A 25,873-nucleotide genomic window follows, 5' to 3' on the forward strand; every position below is an offset into this window, starting at 1 on the left:
CTTCTTCATTCATATCCCCTTTCGGAACGAGTCTGTTACACTTTAACAAACTGTCCCATCTAAGGGGTCCACTATCCGGTGATGGCCGAACCAAAGACACGAATAAGGCGTTCTTCAAGTTCCTGGGACCGGAATACAGCAAGCAATTGCAAAGCATTTGCTGTGACATGTGGCAACCTTATGTCGATATCATTCGAGAGTACGCTCCCGATGCTACACTGGTATTTGATAAGTTCCATATTGTCAGTCATCTCATGAAAGCCGTTGATGAGGTGCGGCGCCAGGAGATTAACGAGAAGGGTAAAGAGCACAAAGAGCTGATGATCAAAACACGCTATATCTGGCTCAAAAACCCATGGAACCTCACCGATCATCAGAATGCGCGATTGAGATCCATGGAAAAGCTTAACCTGAAAATCAACCGCGCTTATTTGCTCAAGGAAGCGTTTCGCCGATTCTGGGACTATACGTCACGCTCTTGGGCTGAGAAATATCTCCGCTGGTGGTTCTGGTGGGCGACCCATTCCCGCCTGGAACCCATGAGACAATTCGCGTGGATGATCCGGAACCATGAAGAGGGCATATTAAATTACTTCAGAGCGAGGATCACCAACGCTACCGTAGAAGGACTCAATAACAAGGCCAAGGTCATCAGTCACAGAGCCTACGGGTTCCGAACATCAACGACCTTTATCCGGAACCTGTACCTCTGCATGGCTGACCTGCCGATGCCTCAAACTGTGCACCGATTCGTGTGAGGAACCTAAAATTAAGGTGAACGGGGAAGGGTAAACAGTGAACATATATTAATTACACATTCACAATTCACTATTCACGGAACTTCTCCCCTTGCGCCCCCTTCCCAACACCTGCTACCATTTCTCTTATATAAACGATGTTTTTCCCCGTCCCGATCCAAGGGAGGCAGACCATGGGCAAACGTCTGGTATTGGTGGGGGCCGGCCACGCCCACCTGACAACGATCTCGGCCATCAGAAGCCTGGTCAAACGTGGTCACACGGTAACGGTGATAGCCCCGTCCGACCATCACTACTACTCCGGCATGGCACCCGGCATGCTTTCGGGCACCTACCGCCCCCAGGAGATCCGTTTTAACGTTTATAAGCTGACCACCAGCCGTGGCGGCCAGTTCATCAAAGGAAAAGTTACCAGGATCAACCCTGCCCAGCAAGAGGTCCTCCTGGAAGGTGGCCAACGTGTCCATTACGACGTCGTTTCCTTTAACGTTGGCAGCGTGATCCCATCCGGGAAGATGGAGCTGGGCGATGGATCAGTGTTTCCGGTCAAACCCATCGAAAGGATCGTGGAAGGACGAACCGCCATCCTGGACATGTGGGATGGGCACGATTCCGGGAAGCCTCTTGAACTTGTTGTCGTCGGAGGAGGCCCTGCGGGGGTGGAAATGGCGGGAGCCTTGTGGCGCCTTTCCAGGGATAACAGGATCCAAAGTCGGACCACTCTTTTGACCGGAAGCGAACTCCTCGGCCTTTTTCCCAGACGTCTTCAGGCCAAAGTTCGCCGTTCACTGGGAAAAAGAGGGATTCAGATCAGAGAGGGGTCGCGGGTTACATCAATAGGGGCCCACCGTGTCACCCTGGAGGACGGATCCACCATTCCCGCGGACATTACGCTTCTTGCCACCGGGATCATCCCCTCCCGTCTTTTTGCCGAATCCGGTTTACCTGCAGCCGTTGATGGCGGACTTCTTGTGAACAACTATCTCCAGAGTGTTGAATACCCCCAGATCTTCGGTGGGGGTGATTGCGTCACCCTTCAAGAGGGGCCCCTTGCCCGAGTAGGGGTCTATGCGGTCAGGGAAAACCCGGTGCTGCTGACCAACCTGGCTGCGGCCCTGGAAGAAAAACCTTTACAGAGGTTCGATCCCGGCAGCTCAGAATTCCTGCTCATTCTCAACATGGGGGATGGTACTGCGGTCTTTAGAAAGGGAGAGTGGATATTTAAAGGAAAGCCCGCTTTCTGGATCAAGGATTTTATCGACCGACGGTTTATGAGGAAGTTTCAATTGAGTGGGGAACTTGAAGAGGAATTGTGACACAATTCCTCGTATCGGAGAAAATCCAGATCGTCGAAACCCCCATACCCCCATACAGGAGTGTTCCAAGAGGAGGAACTCCATGTCGATCTTAAAACACTTTCGTTCCGTGCCCACCATGATGCCCGATGAGGTCCGTGCCTTCCTCGATGAGCACGACCCGGAGGATTACAACCTGGTGGACGTGCGACAGGCCGGTGAGTACGAAGAGGGTCACATCCCCGGGACGAAACTCATACCCCTGGGTGAACTGGAGAACCGGCTGGGAGAACTGGACCCGGCCAAACCCACGGTGACCTACTGAACAGCGGGTGGCCGCAGCCGTGCTGCTGCGGGGATCCTCGAAAGGAACGATTTCAAAAAAGTGTGGAACATGGAGGGGGGCATTCAAGCCTGGCATGGGTTGACCGCCGATGGTCCCCCGGAGGGCGGGGTTGCCTATTTTGCTTCAGGCACCGACGCCGCTGATATGGCAGCCCTCGCCTGGGCTCTGGAAGAAAACACCCGTCTCTTTTACTCAGACCTGGCAAAAATGAGGCCCGGCACCGACGAAGCCGATCTGTTTATGAAACTGGTTAGCGCCGAGAAGCACCACAAGGAGACATTGTTCTCGATCAACGGGAAACTGCGCGGCGAACCGGTTGACCGGTTTTACCGAAGACAGAGCAGCCCCATCCTTGAGGGGGGTGTAGGCATGGAAGAGGTTCTTTCCTGGGCCAGGGACAAACCGGCGAAAAAAATCCTGAGGATAACCATGGGTTTCGAGGCCAACGCCTACGACCGATATCTGAAGATGGTGGACGTGTCTGAAAGCGATGACGCCAAGGAGGTGTTTCGAACGATCGCAAGGGAGGAGAAGGGGCATCTGAGGAAATTGGGTGAACTTCTGGATCAGGTGACGGAAAAGCAAAAACAAACTTGAAAGGAAATAGACAGTCGGGACCATTGAAGGGAATCCACATGTTAAACGCTAACAGGATCTTGATGAAATCACTGGAAGGCCGCCTGAAAAACGTGTGCGTGAACGTACTGACGGCTAAAACGAAGATCGGCAGCAACGATTACCAGAGAGCGAAGCAGTTTGCTTCCAAGGCCTGCATTATCGATGAGCACAATGTTGAAGCCAGACATATTAAAGGGTTCTGTCATCGAAACCTTGAGGAGTTTTCTGAAGCCGTTGAAACTTACAGGCAGATCATAGACATAATTCCCGACAGTGCGGTGGCTCACCTGTACCTTGCCGACTGTTTGAGGAACGACGGGCGGAAGGAAGAAGCCGTCGAATATTATCTGGAATCCATCAAGCTCGACACGGAAGGGGATATCGGGAAGTTGGCCAGGGAGTCCCTTGTCACGCTCAAGGAATCTATCTAAGATCCCGGCTAGTCAGCCAAGATCGCACGTTTCCCTTTGCGATGAATCGGGTGGTCACAGACCCCTTACAGGGATGCGAGGATGCGCTCGATCCAGACAGCCGTTCCCTGCATGATCATCTCAACGGCGTATATCCCAACGATAAGCGCCATAACCCGTCCGGCGATCTCGACATAGCGTCTCACAAGTCCTTCGTTCCTGGGTTTTACCCAGTCGTGAAGCATCTTAAGGACGATCATCACTACCACAGATCCCCCTACCGCAACGAGAATGCCCAAAACGGCCAAAAACGATGAAAGAGTTTTCCCGATCATCACACTGGCGCTTATTGTCGCGGGTCCCACCATGATCGGCATGGCGATGGATCCGGCGATATGCTCGGCTGGACCTCTCAGCGCCTCGATAGCCTCGTTTCCCTTGAGCATGAAGTTGATCCCGACAAGGAGAAAGACAATACCCCCGAAGATCTGAAAGGAGGCGAACTCCGCGTGAAGGAGTTCGGTGAAAACAGCGTCCCCCAGCAGAGCAAAGGTGGCGTGGATACCCGTCGCGATGATACCGCCACGTACCAGGACCGATGAAAAAACCTTCAAGTCCAGGTCCTGGACCAGTTCCATGAGGTAAACGATGACCAGGAAGGGGTTCAGGAGGATCAGCAGCAGGGCTATGGAGTTGAAGAAATCGTTCATCCGCCGTGTATGACCCTTTTCAGCTGGTATTGCAATCGGAAAAGGAGTGCAGGTTCGCCCAGTTACCGTGCATCCGTACGTGTGTGATTGAGTGCTTGCGTAAGTACTCGCACGAACGCACCCACGCTCTACGCACGCACGAATTTTATCACCCTTACCACACCCACCTCACATTTTCCGCGTACTCCTCATAGGCTGGGAAGTTCCGTTTCAATTTCTCCTCCTCCATGCGGGCCCGGACCAACTGCAGAACAATGAATAAACTCAGGATCGCTGCGTTCACCCATGAAAATCGCCACACCGCCACAGCTGCGGCAGCCAGGATCTCACCTGTGTAGACGGGATGCCTGATGAAACGATACGGTCCGCCGGTGACCAGTTCCCTGGCCTCAACGGTGATGGAAAAAGACCTCCTCAGGGTCCACATCCCCCAGACAGTGAGGAACGTGGCCAGGGCCATGAACCAGAAAATACCAAGATGCAGCGGGCGATTGGAAAGCACGAACCTGGCAGGGGGCGAAAACAGAAGTGCGAAAGGCATCAGGGCTCCGACAACAGGTATGATGATCTCGACTACACCCCGGGAACGGTCCACTGGATTTGTCCGGACCATGAACGCGATGACAAGAACGGCGTATACCAGTGTCTCTGACACCCAGAGGGGTTTGAGGAAATAGTCACCATATTCCAAAATACGTCTGGCAAGGAAAAGAATACATCCCAGGGCCATGACAAGCCTGATGCCCAGATGCAGCCACCTTTCGGGGAAAAGACGAACCCCCCAATCGAAAGGATCGAAAGCCGCAGCACCCTCCCCGGTTCGCCCCATCTCACCCACGGAGGCAATGCTTGCCAGAATAAGTCCCAGTCCCGCAAAGGCGTTCCAGTGAAGGCGTTCTCCCAGCACAAGCCATCCCAGGAAGATCCCGGACACCGGAATAATATAGGTCACGAGACTCAACTTCGTGGCCCCAACCTCGGCCAGGAGGCGATAGTAAAGGATGTAGGCGTAGGCGGTTCCCAGAACACCCAGACACAGCAGGGAAAGCACGGCAGGCAGCGTCGGTGAAAGGGACCACGGCCGGTCGAAACCAAGGCTCAGGGGGAGGATGAGAAGAGTTCCTCCTGCCATCTGGCCTGTGGCCAGCACAAGAGGCCTGTCTTTGACCAACCTTTTCCCATAGATGGCCGCGGCGGCGTAACTTGCCGCGGCACCCGTTACCGCCAGTTGTCCCATGAGATGGGAGCCAAGCCCCTCCAGCACCGACGGACCAATGAGCAAGACAAGACCCAGAAATCCCAATATCACCCCGACACCCTTGCGGGTGGTGAACCTCTCGTCCATTGTGGCGAAGTGGGCGATGAGAATGGTGAAAAGGGGCATCAGGCCGTTGAAAATAGCTGCAAGACCAGCTTCGATGTACTTTTCACCCCAGCTGATGAGGCTGTAGGGGATAGCACCGTTGAGCAAACCCATAATAAGGAAAGATAACCAGAGAGGACCTGGTGCCGGCAGGCGGCGTCCCCTGAGACGGATGATAGTGTAGAGGCAGGCAGCGGCAATGCCGATGCGCGCCAACACAATGGTAAAGGGAGGAACTGTAGGCACCGCTATCTTGATGAAGAGGAAGGAGGCACCCCATATAAGACCCAGGAGACAAAGCATACTAAACTGCCTGAAATTCATTATCTTCTCCTGGGTTTGATCTGGAAGTATGGAAGTATCGAAGTATGGAGGTATCGAAGTTCAGGATCACATATCATATCCCCACCTCGACACCTCGATACTTAGACACATAGATACATGAAGGATTCACAATCTCTCTCCCCCCAGTTCCCGTGCCAGCATCATCTTCTTGCGGGTGATCCCCCAACGGTACCCTCCGAGCTCCCCCGAACTTCTCAGAACCCGATGGCACGGGATCAACCAGGCTATGGGGTTCTTCGCCACCGCTCCGGCAACCGCACGTACTGCATCAGGACGGCTTATCATGATTGCCACATCCGCATAGGATACGACCGTCCCCTCCGGGATCCGGAGCAGAGCCTGCCACACCTTGATCTGGAAATTTGTTCCTCGCAGCAAAAGGTTGATCGGATCACCCTTGGCCTGCTTTAAAGCACCATCAAATATCCGGTCCGCTATTCTCCGTGTTGATTCTGATCCTTCCTTGAGGTCGGCAGCAGGCCAGGTTTTAATAAGTTCAACGAGAGCTCCACCCTCTTCCTCTTCATCTATAAACCAGAGGTCGGTGATGCCCTCTTGCGTAACGGCAAGCAGCGCCCGGCCGAAAGGGGTTTCGTGGAACCCGTACTCCAGGGTTACTCCAGCTCCCCCTGACTTAAACTGTCCGGGAGTCATGGATTCTACAGACACAAAAAGATCATGAAGACGTCCCGGCCCGCTCAGACCCACTTCTAAAGCTGTGTCCAGGAGCGATGAGGACTGACGAAGGAGCCGCTTGGCATTTTCTACCGTCAGGAACTGAAGGTATCGTTTGGGACTCACGCCAGTCCACCGTTTGAACACCCTCTGAAAATGACAGGGGCTCAGACCCACGTACCTTGACACCTCATCCAGGCCTGGCTGCTCCCCGACATGACCTTCAATGTAGCGAATCGCCCTTTCTATTCTTCTGTACTCTGATTCCACCGGACTCTCCTCCTTTTCAGTGCTCGACCTGTTGTGCCCGGCAACGTAGCATTACTCAATGAAGGAGACGACCCGATTCTTGCGCCCTTCAATATTTCCAAGATCCAATATCCAACATACAGGAAAATTCTGAAACCGATCTTGTTTCACTGTTATTTTTGTTTTGATCTTATTCTGCGTACTGCGCGCGGCGTACTGCCTGTCCCGCCTGCCCTGAGCCATGTCGAAGGGAGCCTAGTCAAGGGGCGTGCTGCACAAAAAAACAGCCCTCCGTGAGGAGGGCAATTTCTTTACCAGACACTAGACACCAGACACTGCCTTACTCCTTATCTTCGTCATACTTCCCCACGAACCATTCCACCTGGCTTACATCGTGTTTCGAACCGGCAAAGAAGGGGACCCTCTGGTGCAGATCCTCCGGTACAACGTCCAGGATCGGACCGGTCCCGGTGCTGGCCGCACCGCCCGCGTGCTCGACAAGGAAAGCAAAGGGGGAACATTCATACAGGAGCCTCAGCTTACCGTCGGGTTTTTTGGGGTCCTTTTTGTCGGCCGGGTACATGAAGATACCGCCTTTGAGCAGGGTCCGGTGCATATCAGCCACCATGGAGCCAATGTACCGCCCGCTGTAGGGCCTTCCGCTCGCTTTATCCTTTTCCTTTAGAAAATCGATGTACTTACGCACACCGGTGGTCCAGTAGGGGTAGTTGCCTTCATTGATGGAGTAGATATTCCCCTTTTTGGGTATCCGGATGTCAGTGTGGGACTGGAGGAACTCGCCCACGGACGGATCCAGAGTGAACCCGTGGACCCCGTTGCCCGTGCTCACAACCAGCATGGTGCTGCTGCCGTACACGACGTAACCCGCGGCAATTATGTTACGTCCCGGCTGCATAAGGTCCTGCTCGCACCCGCCCTCACCTTCCGTCACTCTGCCGTGCACGGAGAAAATGGTACCGATGTTAACGTTGACATCGATGTTGGATGATCCGTCCAGCGGATCCAGGGCTATAGAGTAGTTGCCCCGCTTGAAACCCTCAGGAACAGGGATGACCTCAGCCTCTTCCTCGGTGGCCAAGATGCAGAAGTGGCCTGATTTACCCAGGATGTTGATAAAAACCTCGTTGGCAAAATCATCCAGTTTCTGGACCTCTTCGCCCTGGACGTTCTCCATCCCTGTGAGCCCGAGGATCTCCACCAGACCGGCCTTGTTGACCTCCCGGGAGACGATCTTGGCGGCAAAGGCGATCTGGTTCAGGATACCGGTGAGTTCGCCCGTTGCCTCCGGGTGCTCCATCTGTTTCTGATAGATATGACGTGTGAGGTTGATCCCAATTTTTCCGTCAGCCATTTCCCCCTCCAGGTTTCAGGATGACCATTTTTTATAACCTGCAAAATGGCTCGAAGAGACTTTTTGCAGGGCGGGGCGCAATATAGTCGTTCTTCACCTTATCCTCCCTCTCCCCACCGGGAAGGAAGAATAAGGACATCGCTGTCTGAGAAAGTATAGCAGAAGAAAGTGTACTGAAAAACCCGGTTTCAGGCCCCTGTATCTCACTCGAAGCGTTTCACGACATCCCCGTAGACTCGATGGATGAGCCTTTCGTCAAATTCCCAGAATCGGTGCACCATGTCCAACTGCTCTTTCTTGCTGAAATAGTCCATGACCGGGATAAAAAACCGCTTATCTTCTTTTTCGATATGCGCCGGGTAGAGAGCCGTGAGGGCCCCAAAAACCTGCTGGATCTCCTCCGCTGCCTTTGCCTTTCCTCTAAGAAGGCGCTGCCGGGCATCTGCAAGGCTGCGGACGCTGGTGCGGGCGATGGTGTGTTCACCCTTAAGTTCATTGAGAATTATCAAGTGCTCGTCAGCAAGAGTTTTTGACTGCAGCTCCCTGAACAGAATATCCTCCTCCTTCCCATGATGGCAGCGATCCGCATAGGTTCGAAAAAAAATCCGCAGCCGCCAGAAGGAGATCCGTGTCGGGCGCGTTATGATTGTTGATCCTCTCTTCTTCAGCCCCAAGCACTTCAACCATGCGCTCGATGAGCCTGTGCTCTATCATCAGGGGGCCTGCTGGAAGCATTATCATATCTCCCTTCGTCTGAGTATTACCTTCTCTGTAAATTATAGAATGAGAAGTAACAATTCAACCTCTGTGATGGGGTTATTACTATCTTCCCCGGTATCAGAGCATATAATCCGTAATCCGTAATCCGTAAATGCAAAATCAAGTGAACTACCACGGGCTCACGCCCGCAGAATTACGAATGAGCATTAAAAGGTTTAAACAACTATATTTTCACAAAAGATAGAGGTCCAGTCCATAGGAAAGGGCCTCTTATTACCTTGATCTCCTCCTGGATCCTGGGCACCTTGTCCGCCGACTTGTCCACCATAGCTCATGGAGCGACGGTGGATAACTCCCGCTTTTCCCAGCCACCAGACCCTGCCCCAATTACTTAATAGAATGCTCCTCAATCGACCCTAACCTTTGAACTTTGGGCCTTGGGCTTTGGGCTCTATTTACTCCCCCTCGACCCCATGTGCCAGGTTACGTCGTAGGTGATGGTTTTCCGTCCGTTTGGGGCCAATTCCAGGGAATACTGCACCGTATCCGCATCCACCTTTTCATAGCGGCCAGGATCACCTTTGTTTTCAAGTTCCCAGGCGGTGACCGGGAAATTTCGCCTCACCTCGACCTTCACCGGCATTGCCCGGTAGTTGGCAACTTTTACCTCCACCGTATGGTGCTCATCCCATCCGGTGATGCGATCGTCCTTCCACTCGTAGTTATCTGTCCGGTAGTCCATGGTCGCCGATTTTACCGATACTCGCTCCGACGGGCCAAGGTTCAGGTTCACCTCCTCACCCTTGGGGATGTACCGGGTATCCCTGGCACCCACATAGGAGAGATACCCTTCATCACCCGTATCCCGGAACACCTTCACCAGTCCGCCGGGGATCGGCTCCGACCCCATATTGTGTTTTTTGTCGTTGGCAAAAGAGAGAAACCTCACCGGAGAGGAACCGTAGCGCTCCTCCTCGTAACGGTACAGGTTCTTTACTGGCACCTCGGGAACCGAGAATGAGATGAGGCGCTTGCCCCAACCGTTGGCGATGTCCTCGGTTCCCTCGATGGTGTACAGAAAATATTCTGACAGGCCCTCCTTGCGGATATCCTTGGGAAGAGCTCGCTTGAGTTCGGACTTGGCGGCGTACATCGCGGGAGCCGCTTCCTGCATCGCCATATCAGCGGACATTCCCACCATGGGAGATGGAACTCCCGGGCCTGGCCTGCCGAAAGGCTCCCGCCTCCTCGCAAGGTCCGCGATTCGATCAAGAAGGTTGACCTTGCCCACGACAAGCCTCGTTTCGGCGTTGTCGTAATCCTCCCCGCTGTTGTTCGTCACCCTGACATATCCCTGAAGCTTCATGGCGCCCTCATCTGGTGTGAGGGTAACCAGGTAATAGGCCTGCCATGAGATGCCGCTGGTGAAATATGTTATCTCGAAGGGGACCTTGCCGGCGGCAGCCGAGTCGATCTCCCAGATTCCCAGACCCTGGACCCTCGGCGGGAACTGCAGGCTCTGGAGCTGGATATCCCTGGCCTGATTCAGGGGCAGCATCTCAAGGCTGGTGGGGTCAATGAGTGTCCCGGACCAGGCGAACTGGAGCCGGTTGGGACCTTTTCTCATGGTCAGAGAACGAATGTCTCTTGCCAGGGTGAGGTCCGCCGAGTTGTAGATAGTTATCTGAACCTTCTCCCTCGATGGCAGGGTCACCAGATCTACCTTGCCCCAGGAATAGGACGCAGGCACCAGCTGCAGGACCAGTATTAAACTCAACGTAATAGCGCTTTTTCCCATAGCCTTTTTCCTCCTTATAAATACATCCAGAAAGCAGCCTGGATCTTTGCCGGATTTCTGGGTTTAATTACGCACATTACGGCGGTTGTAGTGAAAGGAGAGCTCCTTTTTACCCTTGGCCGGAACACTGACACTGTAGACCAGGGTGTTGGCATCTCTCTTCTGGTATTCCATACTGGATTTTTCCATCTCCCATTGGCCCGGGATGTGCTGGACAAGGTCCACGGTAACGGGGAACCCCTTGAAGTTCTCCACCTCGGTGCGGATCTCCTCATCTGTGTCGTAAAGGACGATCTTGTGTCTTGAGGGTCTTGGGTTAATGCGAAGGTCTTTCGTTTTGACCTGGGTGACGGAGACATCACGGCTGTCTCCGATGTAGATCCGCATTTCCTCACCTACCGGCGTGATGCCGACCTTGTCCTCGCCCAGGAATATGGTGCCTGTCTGGCCGTCATCCTGAAACACCCTGACCTTGCCGTCCCAGAGGTGGCCCTTACCCAATCCGGCGCCCTTTTCGTTTTTGATAACGTAGTGGACCGGGATGCCAACATCGGTTTCAATCCGCTTCGGCTCCCACGGCTTTGCAGCCGCGTCCCAGGTGAAGGTCTTTCTGACAGGGATATCCCTCGCTGTGAGAAAATGGACCTGACGTGTCTCTTCGTGGGCTGTCTGTCCGGTGAAAGGGTCCCCCTGTCCAAGGATCACTCTGGCATCCTCGAAATCCTCTCCGGAGAAGTTTCTGAGCACCAGGAGCGCCTCCAGGTCCAGGGTCTTTTCATCTTTGGAGGCCACCCCCTTATAGGTGATAAGTCGGTCGATATAGGAGAGAAGGTAGGAAATGCGCACCTTTTCCTCCCCTGCGCTATCCGAGTGGATACGCCAGACCAGGGCTGCCTCACCCGGAGGATAGGACACGGACAGCAGGGCAACCTTTTCCGGGTGCGTCATGATCGCCATGCGGATGGAATCGGGGTCGATCTGAACACCTCTCCAGGAAAAATCCACCAGATTCTCTCCCTCCTGGAGGGTCAATACCCGTTCCTCTTCCACCAGGGTCGCAACAGGGTTGTCGAAACGGATGGTCACAGCTTCCCTGTCGGGGAGAGCCACCAGTTTCGTCCGGGCCTGGGCATTGGCGCTCAATATGAGCAACGCTGCAAAGGCCAGAATAAATGTTCTTTTCATGCTTCACCTCCAGGGGAGAAAAGGAAGATTGGACCGCTCTTGAAATAGTATACACGCAAGGGGTGGGGAATATTCCCTTTCTCCTCAGTGCAAAGTGCAGGGTGTAGAGTTCAGAGGGGAATCAATGGAGGATTGAGGATTGAGGATTGAGGATTGAATTCTGGTGAAAAGTGAACGGTGAATGGCAATCGGAATTTTCTGTTCACCTTTCACTCGTCACGTTTCAGTCATTTTTTCGGAATTCGGAATTCGTTTAGGCTGGCAAAACGTAAAGCAGGATAGCAAAAAAGTGGCACACACTGCCGCCCAGTACGAAAAGATGCCATATGGCGTGATTGAACGGGAGTTTTTTCCAGACATAGAAAATAACACCAAGCGTGTAGGACAGGCCGCCGGCCACAAGCCAGGCAATACCCCCCGATGGGATCGTTTCAAGAAGCGGTTTGATGGCAATGACAACGAGCCACCCCATTCCAATATAAACAAGGCTCGCCAGGATCCGGGATCGTCCTGCCCCCAGGATGGTCATGAGCAGACCCCCAGCCGCCAACCCCCAGATCAGACCGAAAAGGGTCCAGCCCCATGGACCCCTGAGGCTCACCAGGGTAAACGGTGTGTAGGTTCCCGCGATGAGCAGGTAGATGGCCGAGTGATCAAGATACCTTAAAACTTTCTTGACCCCTGGCTTCTGGAAGCTGTGGTAGAGAGCGGAAGCGAGATACATCATGATGAGAGTTGAACCGTAGACGGAAAAACTCACCATCCGCCAGGCATCACCGGACCTGGCAGCAAGGGTAGTAAGAATAATTAGAGCGGTGATACTCAGAACGACACCCAGGCCGTGGGTTACGCTGCTGGCGATCTCCTCGGCGAGGCTGTAAGATCTGTTTGCTGTTGTGGTCAAGGATCCTCCTGTTTGAGATTAATACCCTTCACCGATCACTGCTCACTGATCACAGGAATTTTCACAACCCTTTCATCTTGAATTTGAGTTTACCCGATCGCTGACCTGGTCCAACCTTCAAGTGTCGATTTCTGTCGATCCAGTAACCCCAGGGCACCAGTAGCCACAACAGTAACGCGGACCAGGCAACCGCTTTATAATCCGGCGGTGGGGGTCCCAGAATATTTATGACATAGGTTGCGATGAGAAATATCAGGAGCGCTGTGAAAAAATATGTTCCCGTCCTGTTGGCAGGCCGCGTGGCCCGAAGGTAAAGGGTTACTCCAAGAATAAATATCCCAAGTTCCAGCGCCAGAGTTCCGGAGAGGGAGTTCCATAGCCCCAGTCCAACTGTTTTTTCACTACCTGGATAAAGAGGGAGATCCGGTGCATGGGAAAAAAAATCGAGGACCCAGTGACTCAATACAGCCAGCCACACCGTCAGGGTTCCCGTCCTGTTCCTGCTCACCATCCAATAGAGGGAAGCAAAGAGACAGGCCCAGATGAGAACCGAAAGGAGGCTATGGGTAAAAGGGTACTGAACGAAACGAAGAGGGGTGACCACCGTGTTTCCGGGATCGACTGCCACCTTTTCAAGCCCCAGGAGGATAAAAAGAGGCCAAAGGATGTCAATGAATTGTGACGCGAAGATAAGAGTCCCCAGAGAAGTACCCGGGGAGGCTCTTTTAGCTGCAAAAGCAATCGCGTAATGGCCAAGATACATAAAAGAATAGTTCCGTGTTTCAGGTTTCAAGTTTCGGGTTTAAAGTTCCAGGTTTTTCCCCAACACACAGCCTGTCACGTCAACGGCGTGATTACTCCGACACTCCGATACAGGGGTTTCCCCTGGATTCTGGATTCTGGCTAAAGTGTACTGTTTATTACACATCATGGATCTGGAGCACCTCTGCCTCCCCACCCCACTGGCTTAACCAAACACCGGAAAGAACACAAAAAGCGGCCGCGATCTGGGCAAGGTTGAGAGTTTCACCCAGCAGCGTCCAGCCGAAGATGACAGCCACAACAGGAATAACGTTGATGAAAGCTGAGGCCCGGTTAGCGGGGACATGGGCTATCCCGTAATTGTAAAGGCCGAAAGCACCCAATGTTACACATACACCCAGGTAGACCAGCGCCCCGATCTGCCCTGAAGTAAGCACAACTCCTTTGCCCAAAAAGGGATAAGCACCGGGGAGAAAAAAGAAAAAACCTGCCGCGATCTGCATAGCGGTAAGGGCAAAGGGGCTGTAGCGCCCGCTGAGCTTCTTCACCAGAAGAATGTACCCCACAGCGCTTATCATCGCTCCCATCTCCAGAGCGTTACCCAGAAGGGGGTTTGTGGCCACTTTGCTGGGATCCCCTGCCAGGGTTAGCCAAACCACTCCTCCAATAGTAGCAACAAGTCCCGTCACCGTCCATTTGGAAACGCACTCACCCAGAGCAAAGTGGGCCGCGAACGCCACCATGAGGGGAACGGATGCCGCGATGAGACCTGCCTGGGAAGAGCTGGTGAACCTTAAAGCGTTGGCCTCCAAAGTAAAGTAAAGGCAGGGTTCGAAAAGACACAGTGGCAACAGGAGTTTCCAGTCCCCTGGTCGATAGGGAAGAGGCCAGATTTTGCGCCAGAATGGCAGGATGAGGATGAGGGCAACAGCCATCCTGGCCCACATCACGGCCCAGGGCCCAAGGCTATGAATGCTGACCTTCATTATAGAGAAGGAACTGCCCCAAAACACCACGGCAGCCAGAAGGGCCGCCGTGGGCAACATTGAACCCTTCTGGCGGGAATCGCCCATGGTTCTATCTCCTTTCAGTGGCCGGGTATCATACCCAGTCAAAGTAGAAAGTGGGAAGTGAAAAGTTGATGGATCTGCAGAATTGAAAGAAAAAGAGTGCTATCTCAGATCTCAGAATAATCCGTGCCTGTTGAAATATCTGTAAAGTTTTGGGAACTGGGATCCGATTGAAGTTTAGCATTTGAGATCTGAGATTTGAGATTTGAGATCATGAGAATGGCCATTCGATGGAATACCTGGAAGTCTTGTCCGCGTCGGGTATTGATCAGCTTTAATCAATCTGTTTCCAGGTTCACCACCAGGAAGACACCTCCCCTCAAAATGAAACCATATTAAATTCTTGATTTATTAATCCCGTGTATGAGATAAAGACGCACTTTTATTTTTGACAATTTTGGGAGGGGAAACCTCCAGGAGGAGTCCATATGAAAAGAAAAACCGTTATCATGCTCGCTTTTTTGGCCATGGCCGTTTGTTTGGCCTCTCTGGTCACCGTCGCACAGGGCGCTGCGCCTGATGTCATTACCATCGACAAGGCTCAAGCTTCAAAAGCACCCGTGGTTTTTCCGCACAAGGCGCATTCAGAGGTCAACGATTGTGTGGTCTGCCATCACACCGCCACTGGTAAAGATGATGTTAAGAGCTGCTTCGAGTGCCACGGCAAGGACCCCAACGCACCAGATCCTTCCGTGTCCAGCGCCAAGAAGAACCCCTTCCACATCAGGTGCAAGGGTTGCCACAACGACCAGAAAAAGGGCCCGACCAAGTGCGGCGAGTGCCATAAAAAATAAAAGTCATTGTTCGTGCGTGCGTGCGTGAATGCGTAGATGCGTGAGGAACCAGGACACACCAGATCAAATTCATTTCCTTTAAGACAGAGAAAAAGCCAGCCGGTCAGCGGGTTTTTTTATTTAAAGATTTCATTGGTGAGAATAACCGGGATAGCCCTGTAGTCCCTGAATAGATCGGACACTCGCTTTAGCTGGCTACGAGTTACCAGTTACGATTCACTGTTCACGGTTCACAGATCACAGATCACGATTCACTGTTCACGTTTCACTGATTTTACCCTGCCAACTTCGAGGCGATCCCTGCCACATGCCTGCCCTGGAATCTGGCTCCTTCCAGCTCGTTGTCAGAGGGCATGCGCTCCCCCTGCCCGCCTGCAATTGTGCTGGCGCCATAGGGAGAACAGCCGGTGATCTCGTCGATCCGCATCTGGCCCTGGAAGGTGTAAGGGAGACCGACTATGGCCATACCCAGGTGCAGCAGCGTGGAATGGAAACCCAGGATGGTCGATTCCTGGCCGCCGTGCTGGGTAGCCGTGCTGGTAAAGACGCTGCCCACCTTGCCGACAAGGGACCCCTCCATCCAGAGCTGCCCGGCAGCATCAAGGAACTGGCGCATCTGCCCGCACATGTTGCCGAATCGCGTTGGAGTGCCGAAGATGATGGCATCTGCTTCTGCCATCTCTTCAACTTTGCATATGGGGATCTCGGACATGGCCGCCTGCGCCTCGACAGCACCCATGGCCTCGAGGATTTCCGGAGTCAGGGTTTCCGGAACGCGGCGCAGGACCGCTTCGGCGCCTGCGACTTCCCGGACACCCTCGGCCACGGCCTGGGCCATGCGGTGAACGTGACCGTACATGGAATAGTAAACGATAAGAACCTTCATGGGGACCTCCTTTGGAAAGGATCCAGGATCTAAAATCCAGGACCCAATATTCACACTTAATTAGTAGGGATTAGTATACCAGACTAGGCATCGGTAGCAAGTTGTCTCACAGTAAAAGGAGCCAGGAAGTAAACAGTAATTGAACCATATTGTAAATTATATCAGACTTTCAGCGCCGTACCTGGCGGGAACGCACGTGGTAGACGTTCCATATTATTCCACCCACCGCAGCGATCACCGCCACGATGACAACTTCCAGATTGCGCAGGTCCCCGAGAACAGCTTCCACGGCATGCCCAAACAGATAACCCGCTGTTCCCATGACGACAGCCCAGATCAGGGCCCCCAGGTAAAGGCGGGAAAAACCTATACTCAGGATAATCAGGGTCAGGAAGGAGGAGAATAGCCGATATGGAAAGGGTGGCTCCGGCACAGATCTGCCACTTGCCCAGAAGGGTGACCCAGAGCATCACCTTGGTCATTAAGGGGTTGCGGAAAGAGTATAAGAGGTTTGCGATACGGGCGTCCGCGATCACGATGGGATCGGCAGTGAGAAGATCCTCGACGGATCCAAGATAAAGGAGAAAGACGTAGCAAAAGGCCAGACCCAGGAGTGTGGCGGGAAACCCGGAGAACGACTCCCGGTTGAGGCGCCGCTTGATGATTTCGAAAAAGATCGGATGGGAACTGACCAGCCTTTTCATGTCGGGGTTGTCCGCCGCCCCTTCTTTCATGGAGCTTGAAACCGACCGGAGAAAAGACCAGACCGGTTCGGCCTTGCGGACGAGCAGCCATATCACGAAGTTCAGGAACACCAGGACTGCGATGGAAAGATTCCTTTACAAGAACCGGACGCGTCTGACCTTTCGCACCTCCACAGTTCTTCGGAAGACAGGGTTCCCGCCCCCTTTAAAAGTGTTTTCAACATCTCTGAAAAACCAGACCCATCGGCCGGTGGTGGGAGGGAACAGACTTGAGATGTTCGAGGGAGGAGAAAAAGCCTACCCGGCCATGCTCGTGGCAATATCCCTTACCCGAAGCAACGTCTTCCTTTCCAGCTACATCTTTCTCAAGGACAAAACAGGACAGCGCTTCATGGATGCCCTGGGCGAAGCCGCCCGCAGGGGCGTCGACGTAAAAGTCCTTCTGGACGGCGTAGGGGAGCTTTACTCATTTTACAGGACCGGTGGGTGATCCATGGTCTGCGGTCTCCGGGAGGACTATTGTCGACGGCCCGGACGAAAATCTCGACAAACCGGCCCATGTCCTGACTGGTGTCATTTCTGCGGCGCTAAACCGTATCATCATCATGACCCCTTATTTCCTGCCATCCAGGATGGCAAATTACTGTATGGAAACTGTTGCCCGATCCCGGGAACTGACTATTGAAGAGGTTGACAACCGTCCCTTTCCCGGGCGGCTGCGCGATGGTTTCTTCTGGCTTTTCTCGCCTTATTTATGAAACCGGAAGGTCAAGGGATGTAAAATCGGAAAAAAAAGAACAAGGGTCAGATAAAGTATGGTACGGGAAATTGCGGAAGTAAATTCATCCCCAAGATTCAGCCTTTCTCTGCGTCCTTCGCGACCTCTGCGTATTTAAAAAAAGCTTTTAAAGGAACTGAACTATCTCATCCATCGCTTTCCGGTTCTTATTCCCCTTCTTCTCAAACCCCTTTTTCGGGTAGCCGAGAGGTGTTATGGAATAGACGATCTCGTTTTCCTTCAGTGAAAGGGCCTCCCGCAGCATGTACGGGTCGTAGGCCCCCACCCAGCAGGTCGCAACTCCCTCGTACTCAGCCGCCAGGATCATGTGATCCAGGGCGATGGTGAGATCGGTTTCCAGAAAATTGTACCCATCTTTTTCCCTGACCCACGCCTGTTCCGGATAGCCCACGACCACCAGGACATGGGGCGCGCCGGAGAACCAGTCACGGCCGTAGCACGGCCGAATTTTAGCCAGCATCTCCTCTGATGAGATCACCAGGAAGCGCCACGGCTGGAAGTTCACTGCCGACGGCGCCCACCTTCCCGCCTCGAGGATCCGGTAGAGGGTATCCTGGTCGAGGGGTCGTTCGGGGTCGTAGTTCCTGATACTCTCGCGGTTTCGGATAAGTTCGTAAAAGTCCATAAAACCTCCAAAAAGGTATTTAGCTAACCGCAGAGTACGCGGAGGGACGCAGAGGAAAACAACAAATTACAGGTCGATGGTTCCATATTTAGAGCTTAATCCGGAATTCTCAATCCTCAATTCTCAATAGTTTAACCGTTCACGATTCACGGTTCACGGTTCACAGTTTTCTACTCTATCCCGTGATCCCTCAGGATCTCTATCACCCTTTGGGCATCGCCTTTTGTCACAAAGAGCATGGCAGGAACAATGAAGACACCACTTCCTTTAAACAGCTCCCCCTGGAAATTGCAGACGATCTCCTCCGCATCCAGAAGCGACTTGACCATCATGACGTCAGTGGGGTTATAGGTAGAGTATACCGCAACCAGGTCCGCGTCCCCATCCTGGATGGGACTGAGAGCTTCCTCTTCAGGCAGTTCATAAACCAGGGGCACGCCACAATCAGAGCACTCGGTGAAACCCGGTCTGTATTCAGCTTTGCAGTTAGGGCAGAACAAATAAGCCTCCCGATCTCAGATCTCAGATCTCAGATCTCAAAGTACCTGACGCAAACCGCTGGTCTATTGCTCCTCATTCTCCACCTCGTCAGACGCAACGCTCTGCTTATCCTGACTCCTCTGCCATAGATCAACAAACTTGCGGGGCCGAAAACGGATCACGGTCCTGCCGTGTCCGGAGAAACGGTATTGGACGCCTTTACCTGGATACTTAGACACCTGGATATCTAGCAGCGTGGGACGGTTTTCCGACACGCTGCTAGTTACAGGTTTTTCTCCATAAAGATCTCCACCTTCAGATTGGTCCCTGCTGCTCCAATGACTTTTACCTTCGTCCCCGCCTCGCAGTCCGGCCCCATGACACGCCAGATGGTATCGTCCACGTTGATGGTGCCCAATCCGTTCACAACAGGATCCTTAATGATGGCGATGTGTCCCAAGTAACGGGCCGCGCGCCTGTTAAGGTTGGAGACCTGGGATCTCGTGGGGTATTTTTTCAGCCTGATGAGCCACAGCGCGATGCTCACCACCGAGAATACGGCGAAAAGCAGAACCTGATACTCCCAGCCCATGCCCGGGGCGATGAGCAGTACAAACCCCACGACAGCGGCCGACACCCCCATCCAGAGAAAAAAGGTGCCGGCGACGAACGCCTCGACAATGACGAGCACCACAGCGATCACCCACCAGTGCCAGAAAACGAATTTCATCATTTTTCAGCTCCTTTTCCCTTCCCGGCATCCTTGATCAACTCACCGACCCCGCCGATGGCCCCTATCACCCCGGAGGCATCGAGGGGCATGAAGACTATCTTGGAGTTGTTGGCGACACCGATCTTTTCCAGGGACTCCACATATCTCATAGCCACGAAATAGTTCACCGCGTTGATGTCGCCCTCGGAGATGGCCTGGGAGACGTCTTTCGTGGCCTTGGCCTCGGCCTGGGCCTGGCGCTCCCTGGCTTCGGCGTTACGAAAAGCCGCTTCCCTGCGTCCCTCGGCATCCAGAACAACGGCCTGTTTCTGCCCCTCGGCTTTGAGGATCTCAGCCTGCTTGAAACCTTCCGCCTCCAGGATCTGGGCCCGCTTGTCACGCTCGGCTTTCATCTGCCGCGCCATGGACTCTACAAGGTCCTGGGGAGGCTGGATGTCCTTTATCTCCACGCGGGTGACCTTGACCCCCCACGGATTGGTGGCGGCGTCGATTACTCTCAGTAACTCAGCGTTGATCTCGTCGCGTTTTGAAAGCATCTCGTCCAGGTCCATGCTGCCCAGCACGGTCCTGATGTTGGTCAGGCCCAGGTTGGTGATGGCGTATTCGAGCCGGTTGACCTCATAGGAGCTTTTGGCAGCGTCGTCGATCTGGTAATAAAGGACACCGTCCACGGAGACCATGGCGTTATCGCGGCTGATGACGTCCTGCTTCTCGATATCGAGCACCTGTTCCATCATGTTCTTCTTGAAACCGATCTTGTCCACGAAGGGAATGATTATGTGAAGGCCCGGATCGAGTGTCCTGACGAACTTGCCCCACCTCTCCACTGTGTACCCGTACCCCTGGGGTACCGTTTTGACGCCGAGAAACAGGACAACGATGGCGAAAACGGCGACGACAATGGCGAACGCTCCAAACTCGAACATGATCCCCTCCTTTATTAACAGGTTGCAGCAGGCAGGCTTCGCCAGCAGGTTATCTCAGGCAAAACACCTTTTTATCAATAAATACCGCCTGCTCTTGTGTGAGTCCGTTTTGTTCACAGAAAAGACGGACAGGCAGGCGGTCGGTTTCATCTCCAGATTGTCGCCCCCGATGCCCCCCATGCAACTTACATAAATAATAGTCCATGGAGGATGGGAATGGCAAACGATTGATGTTATTGAAAACTATACATTAAAGTGTGCAGCCGCCCATAGATGGTGGAGCAGATGGTGTTTTACGACGCAAAGCCGGGATGACACGGGTACTTTCTCGAGAACACAAAAACGCTGCATCACAAACCTCGCGGTTCATGTTATAAACCACAGGCCATGAAGCTCCCCTCTTTGAAGAAATTACTTCTCTTGATCCTCTTGTCCGGTTTCCTGACTTTTCTTGTCGTCGGTGGCTGGCTGTTCCTGGCCGTCTCCAGTCTGCCCCAGGTGGATTTTCTCTCGAACCCCGGAGTCTCCCTGCAGGTTAACTTCCCCGACTGGCGGGGTCGTTACCATCCATATACCGTGGGTCCTGAGAATCCCGACTGGGTCCCTCTATCAAACATCCCCCAGAACCTTCGGAACGCGGTCCTCTCCGGTGAGGATTTTTCCTTTTACTCCCACAAGGGAGTGGACTGGTTCGAGCTTCGCGAATCGTTTTTAAAAGACCTTCAGGAGCGCCGTTTCTCACGGGGTGCCAGCACGATCACCCAACAGCTGGCCAAGAACCTCTTCCTGTCCCGGGACAAGACCGTAAAACGCAAGGTGAGCGAACTGGTCCTTGCCCGGCGCATGGAAAAGGCGCTGACCAAGGACCGCATTTTGGAGCTTTACCTCAATGTGGTCGAACTGGGGGATATGGTCTACGGGGTAGGGCCAGGGACACGCCACCACTTCGGCAAACAGCTGTCAGGGTTGTCACTTCGTGAATGCACCTTTCTGGCTGCCATGCTGCCCGGCCCCAAAGTCTACGATCCGGAGCGGAACATGGATCGGGTGATGAACCGCTCGGACCACATCCTCGGTGTCATGCTCAAGGGCCGCATGATCACGGACGACCAGTACCTGGCTGCCCTGGTTGAGATCCCGTTCGCCGGGGAACCTTCCGAGCTCGTGGATACAGAACAGGATCCGGGATCCGCTATGGACATACCACCGGAGATCGAAGAAGATTCAATAACAAATGAGGACCAGATTATCGTAACTCCAGAAGAGGGTGTGGAGAACGGGGAGGTGTTCACCACCCAGGACGGGATCGTTGAGATACCGATAAGATAGTACAGGAAGTGAAGCAGTGCAGAAGTGCAGAAGGTCAATTGCCTTCATGCGCCAGTAGTTCGCCGTTTCGCCACCCGTACACAGCTTGTCACGCCAAAGGCGTGATTTCCCCGTTTCCAATATTGACAGGGTCGCAAAAAGTCATCAATATTTGTCCTTTCCCTCCCTATCCCCCATCTCCCCATTCCCGGTGGTATAATTATGAGTGAAGTACCCTGTGGGGGGGGTGATCGTCTTCTGCAAGCATCTGTTTTCACCGTCAAATTCCATGCACATAGTGGAAGTTTAACCTGAAACCGGCAGTATAGTGCCGGGGTTATCAAGGGAGCTAGTTGTCATGTATCGGCTCGCATCGATTATCGTACTGGCGGTGCTTCTGGTACTGTCAGTAGGCTTGGTCCAGGGCAAGGACGCGGCACCAGCACTGAAGCTGGAGAAAGATTGTGTCGTGTTCGGGCGCATGGATGGACACATTATCAAGATGGAAACAGGGACGTCTCAGCGGATGACCAGGATCTGGTTCCCCGACAGCCTTGAGATGAGGGGGTTCACCATCGTCAACCTGTTCAGCGGCATGGAACGCAAGCTGGAACTTACCAAAAAGGGGTATTTCTGCATCAACCTGGATCCGGGGTCCTATGAATTGCGCACCTTGGGCAGCAGCGGGAACTTGATCGTCATCGACTCCTTCGAAGTCCCCCATGGGCGGATGGTGAACCTGGGGACTTATCGGGTGGAGATGAAGTCCGCATCTGATCTCAACGACTGGGTGTGGCACCCCTGTACCATCGGCCCATTTACACGAACAGTTAGATTCAACCACATGGGGGATGTGGGATCATACGATGGTTGTGAGGAGTGGTTTGCCTCGTGTAACGAGGCTGTCTATGAAAAATTCGCAAGCCTGCCGCTGAGATATTAGACGAACTATTTGAAGATTAAAAAAAACTGCAGGGAGCCTTTGACCCTGCTGTTTTTTTTTGCGTGTGGGCATATAATACGCGGCAAACCTTACAGGAGAAACTACATTTCAGATGTTGGTTTGATGTTTCATAACCGCAGCTCAACAGGAACACCGGTATGGGGACGGGCTGGAGGCTGACGCATGCCACCTGGATCACTCTTGAATGGATTGAGACGGTTGGCACCCGGCCAGGTGCTGATCCTTTATTATATGGTTGCGATCCTCATCGGTTCAGCACTCCTGAGCCTGCCCATGGCCTCAAACGGCGAGCCCCTGCCCTTCATTGACGCTCTTTTTACAGCGACATCCGCCCAGTGTGTAACCGGATTGACCGTAGTCGACACAGGTTCAGGATTATCGATCTTCGGTCAATTGGTGGTCCTGTGTCTCATTCAACTGGGAGGGCTTGGCATCACCACTTTCAGCGTCTACCTCTTTTTCTTCCTTCGTCTCGGTGTTGGAGCACAGGGGAGATGGATCATTAACGAGACCCTCCTTCACACACCTGTCCACTCCCTCAGAGAACTGATAGGCAGTATTATCCTCATTTCCATAGGGATCGAAGCCGCGGGCACCGCCATCCTGGCATTCGTATTCGTTCCTGATCTTGGTCTTGGCAGGGGTCTATTTGCAGCAGCATTTCACTCCATTTCGGCCTTCTGCAACGCCGGGTTCTCCCTTTTCCCCGATAGCCTCATTGGCTACCGGGGAAATGTAACTGTGAATCTGACCGTGATGGGGCTTATCATCCTTGGGGGTATCGGCTTTCTGGTTATCCGGGAGATCATGGACATTGTGATTGACCGCGGAAGTACCAAACGATCGAGGCTTTCCCTGCACTCCCGGATCGTTCTCTGGACAAGCGGCCTGTTGATCCTGGGAGGCGCGCTTCTCATCCTTATTATGGAAGCCAAAGGAGTTTTTGCCGGATTGTCTACCGTTGAGAAGATGCTCACAGCTTCTTTCCAGTCAGTTACGGCACGGACAGCCGGCTTTAACACTATCGACATGAACACGTTCCGTGTATCCACCTTATTTTTGATGGTCTTTTTGATGTTCGTGGGGGCATCACCCGGGTCAGCGGGAGGCGGCATCAAAACGACTAGCCTGGCCCTCTTTATCGCCATCCTTCACAGCAGGCTCAAAGGCAACCCCCATACGAACATTTTTCGTCGGACCATTTCCACTGAAACGGTGGCCAAAACCCTTGCCCTTGTGATGCTGGCGGCTTTCGTCGTCGGAGCAGGTCTTTTCTCTCTCATCCTGGTCCAGCATCCCGGGGCCTCGGCCCGCCAACACGACGATGTATTCCTGAAGTATTTTTTCGAAACCGTTTCAGCCTTCGGTACCGTGGGACTTTCAGTTGGGGCCACAAACCTGCTCAATACAGGGGGAAAGGTAATTATTATCGTCCTCATGTTCCTGGGAAGGGTGGGTCTCCTGACGGTGGCCTTTACCATCGCGAAGCGCCTGTCGCCCAAGGCGACGCGTTACGCCGAAGAAAATATAATGATCGGGTGACCACACTCGAGGGGAGAAATATGAAAAAGTTTTGTGTCATTGGTTTAGGGAATTTCGGTTACCACCTGGCACGCACCTTGTATGAGGATGGTCAGGAGGTGATAGCCATCGACCTGGACCAGGAAAGGGTTCAGAGGATCAGGGACCATTGTTCCGTTGCCATCCATGGGGATGCGGCCAACAAGGAGTTTCTCGCTGCCAATGGGGTCGAAGAGATGGACGCTGTCATGGTGTCTACCGGTGAGCGATCACATCTATCGACGCTCATTACACTGTTCCTGAAAGAACTTGGGGTAAAAAACATCCTGTCCAAGGCTATTGATGAGGACCACGGCAGAATACTTGAAAAAGTTGGGGCTTCAGAGATCATCCACCCTGAGAAAGACATGGCCATCAAGACTGCCCGCGCCCTGTCTTATCCCAACATCCTTGATTTCATACCCCTGGCGGAAGATTACTCCATCACTGAAGCCGCCGCACCCCGGAACTTCATAGGGAAAGACCTTATTTCACTGGATCTTCGCCGCAAATTCAAGGTCACGATTATTGCCCTCAAGGATGTTCTATCAGATCAAATGGTGACAGCGCCTTCCCCGGATTATGTCATCAAGGACAGCGATATACTGATCATGCTGGGGCGGTCGGAGGACGTAGTTAAAGCGCTGGAATCCTGAGCTATCGGTTGTCTGTGAGAATAGCCTGCAGAAGGGGGATGAGTGAAGGTATGTCGTCCTGAACTGTTTTCCAGATGATGGGTAAGGAAACTCCGAAATATTCATGAACCACAATGTTCCTGATCCCGCGCATTTCCAGCCACGGGGTTCCGGGATAGCGTTTTGCGATCTCTTCAGGAATGTGTCCAGCTGCCTCGCCGATAACCGTGAGGTTCCGGATGACAGCGTCGACTGTACGAGGGTCGGAATTGAATTCATCTTCGGTTTTATCGCCCACATATTCAACGATCCGGTTGCAGGCTTCAAGGATATCTTCGATACGAATCAGCCAATCCCTAGGCGGCACGGATCGCCTCTTTCAGAATTCTGTCCCTCAGACGCTCCTTTAACGCTTCGCTTGTCACCAGGTCGATTTTTGCATCGAGCAGTTCTTCCAGGTAGATTTTCAGCCGTACAAAAGTGAAAAGTCCAACGGGTTCGATAAACTCGACGAGTAAATCGATGTCGCTGTCGAAGTTTTCTTCTCCCCGTGCAACGGAACCGAACAGGAACAGGGAAGAAACCTTAAACTGCTGAAGTTCCTCGCCTTTTTCCCGGATTTTATCAAGTACGATATCTTTTCTTTGCATATCTATATCCACCAGAAACAATAATAACATAATCTCCATAGGAAGAATATTCAACAAGGAGGCCCCTCAGGAGTCAATCATTTCCCCACGGTTTATCCCCGGTACTTAAATCAGCAGAATAACCAACCTACTCAATAAGTAACGTCACAATACACCGGGTTATTGCTCAAACATGGCTGAGTTTGGTTTTTCGCAACTCCCCGCCATATGTTCCTAAACCGTGATCGGC

General features: G+C 53.0%; 30 protein-coding genes. 12 read left to right on the top strand and 18 right to left on the bottom strand.

The annotated features are described in order from the left end of the window. The 5 genes from P1S59_11605 to P1S59_11625 form a co-directional block, all read left to right on the top strand. A partial coding sequence (locus P1S59_11605) for an ISL3 family transposase (GenBank protein MDF1526897.1) occupies positions 1–758 on the top strand: 758 nt, incomplete at its 5' end. A gap of 173 nt (positions 759–931) precedes the next feature. Then, positions 932–2,074 (top strand): FAD-dependent oxidoreductase, encoded by a 1,143-nt coding sequence (locus P1S59_11610; GenBank protein MDF1526898.1) that lies wholly within the window; start codon positions 932–934, stop codon positions 2,072–2,074. A gap of 82 nt (positions 2,075–2,156) precedes the next feature. Beyond that, the gene (locus tag P1S59_11615) at positions 2,157–2,378 is read left to right on the top strand and encodes a rhodanese-like domain-containing protein (GenBank protein MDF1526899.1); all 222 of its coding nucleotides are present in this window, start codon (positions 2,157–2,159) and stop codon (positions 2,376–2,378) included. A 69-nt stretch (positions 2,379–2,447) separates the two neighbouring features. Then, complete coding sequence (locus P1S59_11620; protein ID MDF1526900.1) at positions 2,448–2,996, top strand: ferritin family protein; 549 nt, start codon at positions 2,448–2,450, stop codon at positions 2,994–2,996. A 62-nt stretch (positions 2,997–3,058) separates the two neighbouring features. After that, positions 3,059–3,448 carry a tetratricopeptide repeat protein gene (locus P1S59_11625; GenBank protein ID MDF1526901.1) on the top strand — a complete coding sequence of 130 codons (390 nt, stop codon included), beginning with the start codon at positions 3,059–3,061 and terminating at the stop codon, positions 3,446–3,448. A gap of 65 nt (positions 3,449–3,513) precedes the next feature. Here P1S59_11625 and P1S59_11630 read toward each other — a convergent pair whose 3' ends face one another. From P1S59_11630 to P1S59_11675, 10 genes are all read right to left on the bottom strand, one after another. Then, positions 3,514–4,137: a MarC family protein gene (locus P1S59_11630; protein ID MDF1526902.1), complete on the bottom strand. Its 624-nt coding sequence runs from the start codon at positions 4,135–4,137 to the stop codon at positions 3,514–3,516. A 154-nt stretch (positions 4,138–4,291) separates the two neighbouring features. Continuing rightward, positions 4,292–5,824, bottom strand: coding sequence for an EamA family transporter (locus P1S59_11635; GenBank protein ID MDF1526903.1), 1,533 nt, complete (start codon positions 5,822–5,824; stop codon positions 4,292–4,294). 126 nt (positions 5,825–5,950) lie between these two features. Beyond that, positions 5,951–6,790 carry a methylated-DNA--[protein]-cysteine S-methyltransferase gene (locus P1S59_11640; GenBank protein MDF1526904.1) on the bottom strand — a complete coding sequence of 280 codons (840 nt, stop codon included), beginning with the start codon at positions 6,788–6,790 and terminating at the stop codon, positions 5,951–5,953. Positions 6,791–7,109: 319 nt separating this feature from the next. Continuing rightward, the gene (gene fbp, locus P1S59_11645) at positions 7,110–8,141 is read right to left on the bottom strand and encodes a class 1 fructose-bisphosphatase (protein MDF1526905.1); all 1,032 of its coding nucleotides are present in this window, start codon (positions 8,139–8,141) and stop codon (positions 7,110–7,112) included. A 203-nt stretch (positions 8,142–8,344) separates the two neighbouring features. After that, entirely contained in the window at positions 8,345–8,824 is a 480-nt protein-coding gene (locus P1S59_11650) for a hemerythrin domain-containing protein (GenBank protein MDF1526906.1), read from the bottom strand. A 488-nt stretch (positions 8,825–9,312) separates the two neighbouring features. Then, positions 9,313–10,659, bottom strand: a complete 1,347-nt coding sequence (locus tag P1S59_11655; GenBank protein ID MDF1526907.1) for a DUF4139 domain-containing protein — start codon at positions 10,657–10,659, stop codon at positions 9,313–9,315. Positions 10,660–10,722: 63 nt separating this feature from the next. Further along, positions 10,723–11,844: a hypothetical protein gene (locus tag P1S59_11660; GenBank protein MDF1526908.1), complete on the bottom strand. Its 1,122-nt coding sequence runs from the start codon at positions 11,842–11,844 to the stop codon at positions 10,723–10,725. 253 nt (positions 11,845–12,097) lie between these two features. After that, positions 12,098–12,748 (bottom strand): hemolysin III family protein, encoded by a 651-nt coding sequence (locus P1S59_11665; protein MDF1526909.1) that lies wholly within the window; start codon positions 12,746–12,748, stop codon positions 12,098–12,100. 61 nt (positions 12,749–12,809) lie between these two features. Next, the gene (locus P1S59_11670; GenBank protein ID MDF1526910.1) at positions 12,810–13,511 is read right to left on the bottom strand and encodes a metal-dependent hydrolase; all 702 of its coding nucleotides are present in this window, start codon (positions 13,509–13,511) and stop codon (positions 12,810–12,812) included. A gap of 157 nt (positions 13,512–13,668) precedes the next feature. Then, positions 13,669–14,583 (bottom strand): DMT family transporter, encoded by a 915-nt coding sequence (locus tag P1S59_11675; protein MDF1526911.1) that lies wholly within the window; start codon positions 14,581–14,583, stop codon positions 13,669–13,671. Between the two features lie 425 nt (positions 14,584–15,008). Between P1S59_11675 and P1S59_11680 the strand changes: the two genes are divergently transcribed. Further along, entirely contained in the window at positions 15,009–15,374 is a 366-nt protein-coding gene (locus P1S59_11680; GenBank protein MDF1526912.1) for a cytochrome c3 family protein, read from the top strand. Between the two features lie 274 nt (positions 15,375–15,648). On the opposite strand, the gene wrbA is transcribed toward P1S59_11680, so the two are convergent. Together wrbA and P1S59_11690 are read right to left on the bottom strand one after the other, a co-directional pair. Further along, positions 15,649–16,260, bottom strand: a complete 612-nt coding sequence (wrbA, locus tag P1S59_11685; protein ID MDF1526913.1) for an NAD(P)H:quinone oxidoreductase — start codon at positions 16,258–16,260, stop codon at positions 15,649–15,651. Between the two features lie 169 nt (positions 16,261–16,429). Continuing rightward, the gene (locus P1S59_11690; protein MDF1526914.1) at positions 16,430–16,693 is read right to left on the bottom strand and encodes a hypothetical protein; all 264 of its coding nucleotides are present in this window, start codon (positions 16,691–16,693) and stop codon (positions 16,430–16,432) included. 224 nt (positions 16,694–16,917) lie between these two features. Between P1S59_11690 and P1S59_11695 the strand changes: the two genes are divergently transcribed. Beyond that, on the top strand, positions 16,918–17,454 hold the full coding sequence (locus P1S59_11695; protein MDF1526915.1) for a hypothetical protein: 537 nt from the start codon (positions 16,918–16,920) through the stop codon (positions 17,452–17,454). Beyond that, positions 17,447–17,722 carry a hypothetical protein gene (locus P1S59_11700; protein ID MDF1526916.1) on the top strand — a complete coding sequence of 92 codons (276 nt, stop codon included), beginning with the start codon at positions 17,447–17,449 and terminating at the stop codon, positions 17,720–17,722. Before P1S59_11695 ends, P1S59_11700 begins: the two co-directional genes overlap by 8 nt. A 147-nt stretch (positions 17,723–17,869) precedes the next feature. Here the strand turns inward: P1S59_11700 and P1S59_11705 are convergent, their stop codons facing one another. The 4 genes from P1S59_11705 to P1S59_11720 all read right to left on the bottom strand — a co-directional run bounded on the left by P1S59_11705 (position 17,870) and on the right by P1S59_11720 (position 20,527). Further along, positions 17,870–18,388 (bottom strand): nitroreductase family protein, encoded by a 519-nt coding sequence (locus tag P1S59_11705; protein ID MDF1526917.1) that lies wholly within the window; start codon positions 18,386–18,388, stop codon positions 17,870–17,872. A 170-nt stretch (positions 18,389–18,558) separates the two neighbouring features. Further along, complete coding sequence (locus tag P1S59_11710) at positions 18,559–18,888, bottom strand: hypothetical protein (GenBank protein MDF1526918.1); 330 nt, start codon at positions 18,886–18,888, stop codon at positions 18,559–18,561. 263 nt (positions 18,889–19,151) lie between these two features. After that, positions 19,152–19,601 (bottom strand): NfeD family protein, encoded by a 450-nt coding sequence (locus P1S59_11715; protein ID MDF1526919.1) that lies wholly within the window; start codon positions 19,599–19,601, stop codon positions 19,152–19,154. Beyond that, positions 19,598–20,527 (bottom strand): SPFH/Band 7/PHB domain protein, encoded by a 930-nt coding sequence (locus P1S59_11720; protein ID MDF1526920.1) that lies wholly within the window; start codon positions 20,525–20,527, stop codon positions 19,598–19,600. The genes P1S59_11715 and P1S59_11720 overlap by 4 nt, the downstream gene beginning before the upstream one ends. A 402-nt stretch (positions 20,528–20,929) precedes the next feature. Here P1S59_11720 and P1S59_11725 point away from each other — a divergent pair, with 402 nt between their 5' ends. The 4 genes from P1S59_11725 to P1S59_11740 all read left to right on the top strand — a co-directional run bounded on the left by P1S59_11725 (position 20,930) and on the right by P1S59_11740 (position 25,015). After that, positions 20,930–21,856 (top strand): transglycosylase domain-containing protein, encoded by a 927-nt coding sequence (locus P1S59_11725; GenBank protein MDF1526921.1) that lies wholly within the window; start codon positions 20,930–20,932, stop codon positions 21,854–21,856. A gap of 337 nt (positions 21,857–22,193) precedes the next feature. Beyond that, complete coding sequence (locus tag P1S59_11730; GenBank protein ID MDF1526922.1) at positions 22,194–22,778, top strand: hypothetical protein; 585 nt, start codon at positions 22,194–22,196, stop codon at positions 22,776–22,778. Between the two features lie 183 nt (positions 22,779–22,961). Further along, positions 22,962–24,341: a TrkH family potassium uptake protein gene (locus P1S59_11735; protein ID MDF1526923.1), complete on the top strand. Its 1,380-nt coding sequence runs from the start codon at positions 22,962–22,964 to the stop codon at positions 24,339–24,341. 20 nt (positions 24,342–24,361) lie between these two features. After that, positions 24,362–25,015 (top strand): TrkA family potassium uptake protein, encoded by a 654-nt coding sequence (locus P1S59_11740; GenBank protein ID MDF1526924.1) that lies wholly within the window; start codon positions 24,362–24,364, stop codon positions 25,013–25,015. Position 25,016: 1 nt separating this feature from the next. Here P1S59_11740 and P1S59_11745 read toward each other — a convergent pair whose 3' ends face one another. Next, positions 25,017–25,361 (bottom strand): DUF86 domain-containing protein, encoded by a 345-nt coding sequence (locus P1S59_11745; protein MDF1526925.1) that lies wholly within the window; start codon positions 25,359–25,361, stop codon positions 25,017–25,019. Continuing rightward, complete coding sequence (locus tag P1S59_11750) at positions 25,351–25,644, bottom strand: nucleotidyltransferase family protein (GenBank protein ID MDF1526926.1); 294 nt, start codon at positions 25,642–25,644, stop codon at positions 25,351–25,353. Before P1S59_11750 ends, P1S59_11745 begins: the two co-directional genes overlap by 11 nt. Positions 25,645–25,873: the final 229 nt, after the last annotated feature.

Source organism: bacterium, assembly GCA_029210965.1.
GTDB lineage: Bacteria > BMS3Abin14 > BMS3Abin14 > BMS3Abin14 > BMS3Abin14 > JALHUC01.

What these genes read in the sequence shown, in the direction of transcription:
- P1S59_11610 (MDF1526898.1), top strand. Translation starts at nt 932, where the DNA reads ATGGGCAAACGTCTGGTATTGGTGGGGGCCGGCCACGCCCACCTGACA.
- P1S59_11615 (MDF1526899.1), top strand. Translation starts at nt 2,157, where the DNA reads ATGTCGATCTTAAAACACTTTCGTTCCGTGCCCACCATGATGCCCGAT.
- P1S59_11620 (MDF1526900.1), top strand. Translation starts at nt 2,448, where the DNA reads ATGGAGGGGGGCATTCAAGCCTGGCATGGGTTGACCGCCGATGGTCCC.
- P1S59_11625 (MDF1526901.1), top strand. Translation starts at nt 3,059, where the DNA reads ATGAAATCACTGGAAGGCCGCCTGAAAAACGTGTGCGTGAACGTACTG.
- P1S59_11630 (MDF1526902.1), bottom strand. Translation starts at nt 4,137, where the DNA reads ATGAACGATTTCTTCAACTCCATAGCCCTGCTGCTGATCCTCCTGAAC.
- P1S59_11635 (MDF1526903.1), bottom strand. Translation starts at nt 5,824, where the DNA reads ATGAATTTCAGGCAGTTTAGTATGCTTTGTCTCCTGGGTCTTATATGG.
- fbp (MDF1526905.1), bottom strand. Translation starts at nt 8,141, where the DNA reads ATGGCTGACGGAAAAATTGGGATCAACCTCACACGTCATATCTATCAG.
- P1S59_11655 (MDF1526907.1), bottom strand. Translation starts at nt 10,659, where the DNA reads ATGGGAAAAAGCGCTATTACGTTGAGTTTAATACTGGTCCTGCAGCTG.
- P1S59_11660 (MDF1526908.1), bottom strand. Translation starts at nt 11,844, where the DNA reads ATGAAAAGAACATTTATTCTGGCCTTTGCAGCGTTGCTCATATTGAGC.
- P1S59_11670 (MDF1526910.1), bottom strand. Translation starts at nt 13,511, where the DNA reads ATGTATCTTGGCCATTACGCGATTGCTTTTGCAGCTAAAAGAGCCTCC.
- P1S59_11675 (MDF1526911.1), bottom strand. Translation starts at nt 14,583, where the DNA reads ATGGGCGATTCCCGCCAGAAGGGTTCAATGTTGCCCACGGCGGCCCTT.
- P1S59_11680 (MDF1526912.1), top strand. Translation starts at nt 15,009, where the DNA reads ATGAAAAGAAAAACCGTTATCATGCTCGCTTTTTTGGCCATGGCCGTT.
- wrbA (MDF1526913.1), bottom strand. Translation starts at nt 16,260, where the DNA reads ATGAAGGTTCTTATCGTTTACTATTCCATGTACGGTCACGTTCACCGC.
- P1S59_11705 (MDF1526917.1), bottom strand. Translation starts at nt 18,388, where the DNA reads ATGGACTTTTACGAACTTATCCGAAACCGCGAGAGTATCAGGAACTAC.
- P1S59_11715 (MDF1526919.1), bottom strand. Translation starts at nt 19,601, where the DNA reads ATGATGAAATTCGTTTTCTGGCACTGGTGGGTGATCGCTGTGGTGCTC.
- P1S59_11720 (MDF1526920.1), bottom strand. Translation starts at nt 20,527, where the DNA reads ATGTTCGAGTTTGGAGCGTTCGCCATTGTCGTCGCCGTTTTCGCCATC.
- P1S59_11730 (MDF1526922.1), top strand. Translation starts at nt 22,194, where the DNA reads ATGTATCGGCTCGCATCGATTATCGTACTGGCGGTGCTTCTGGTACTG.
- P1S59_11735 (MDF1526923.1), top strand. Translation starts at nt 22,962, where the DNA reads ATGCCACCTGGATCACTCTTGAATGGATTGAGACGGTTGGCACCCGGC.
- P1S59_11740 (MDF1526924.1), top strand. Translation starts at nt 24,362, where the DNA reads ATGAAAAAGTTTTGTGTCATTGGTTTAGGGAATTTCGGTTACCACCTG.
- P1S59_11750 (MDF1526926.1), bottom strand. Translation starts at nt 25,644, where the DNA reads ATGCAAAGAAAAGATATCGTACTTGATAAAATCCGGGAAAAAGGCGAG.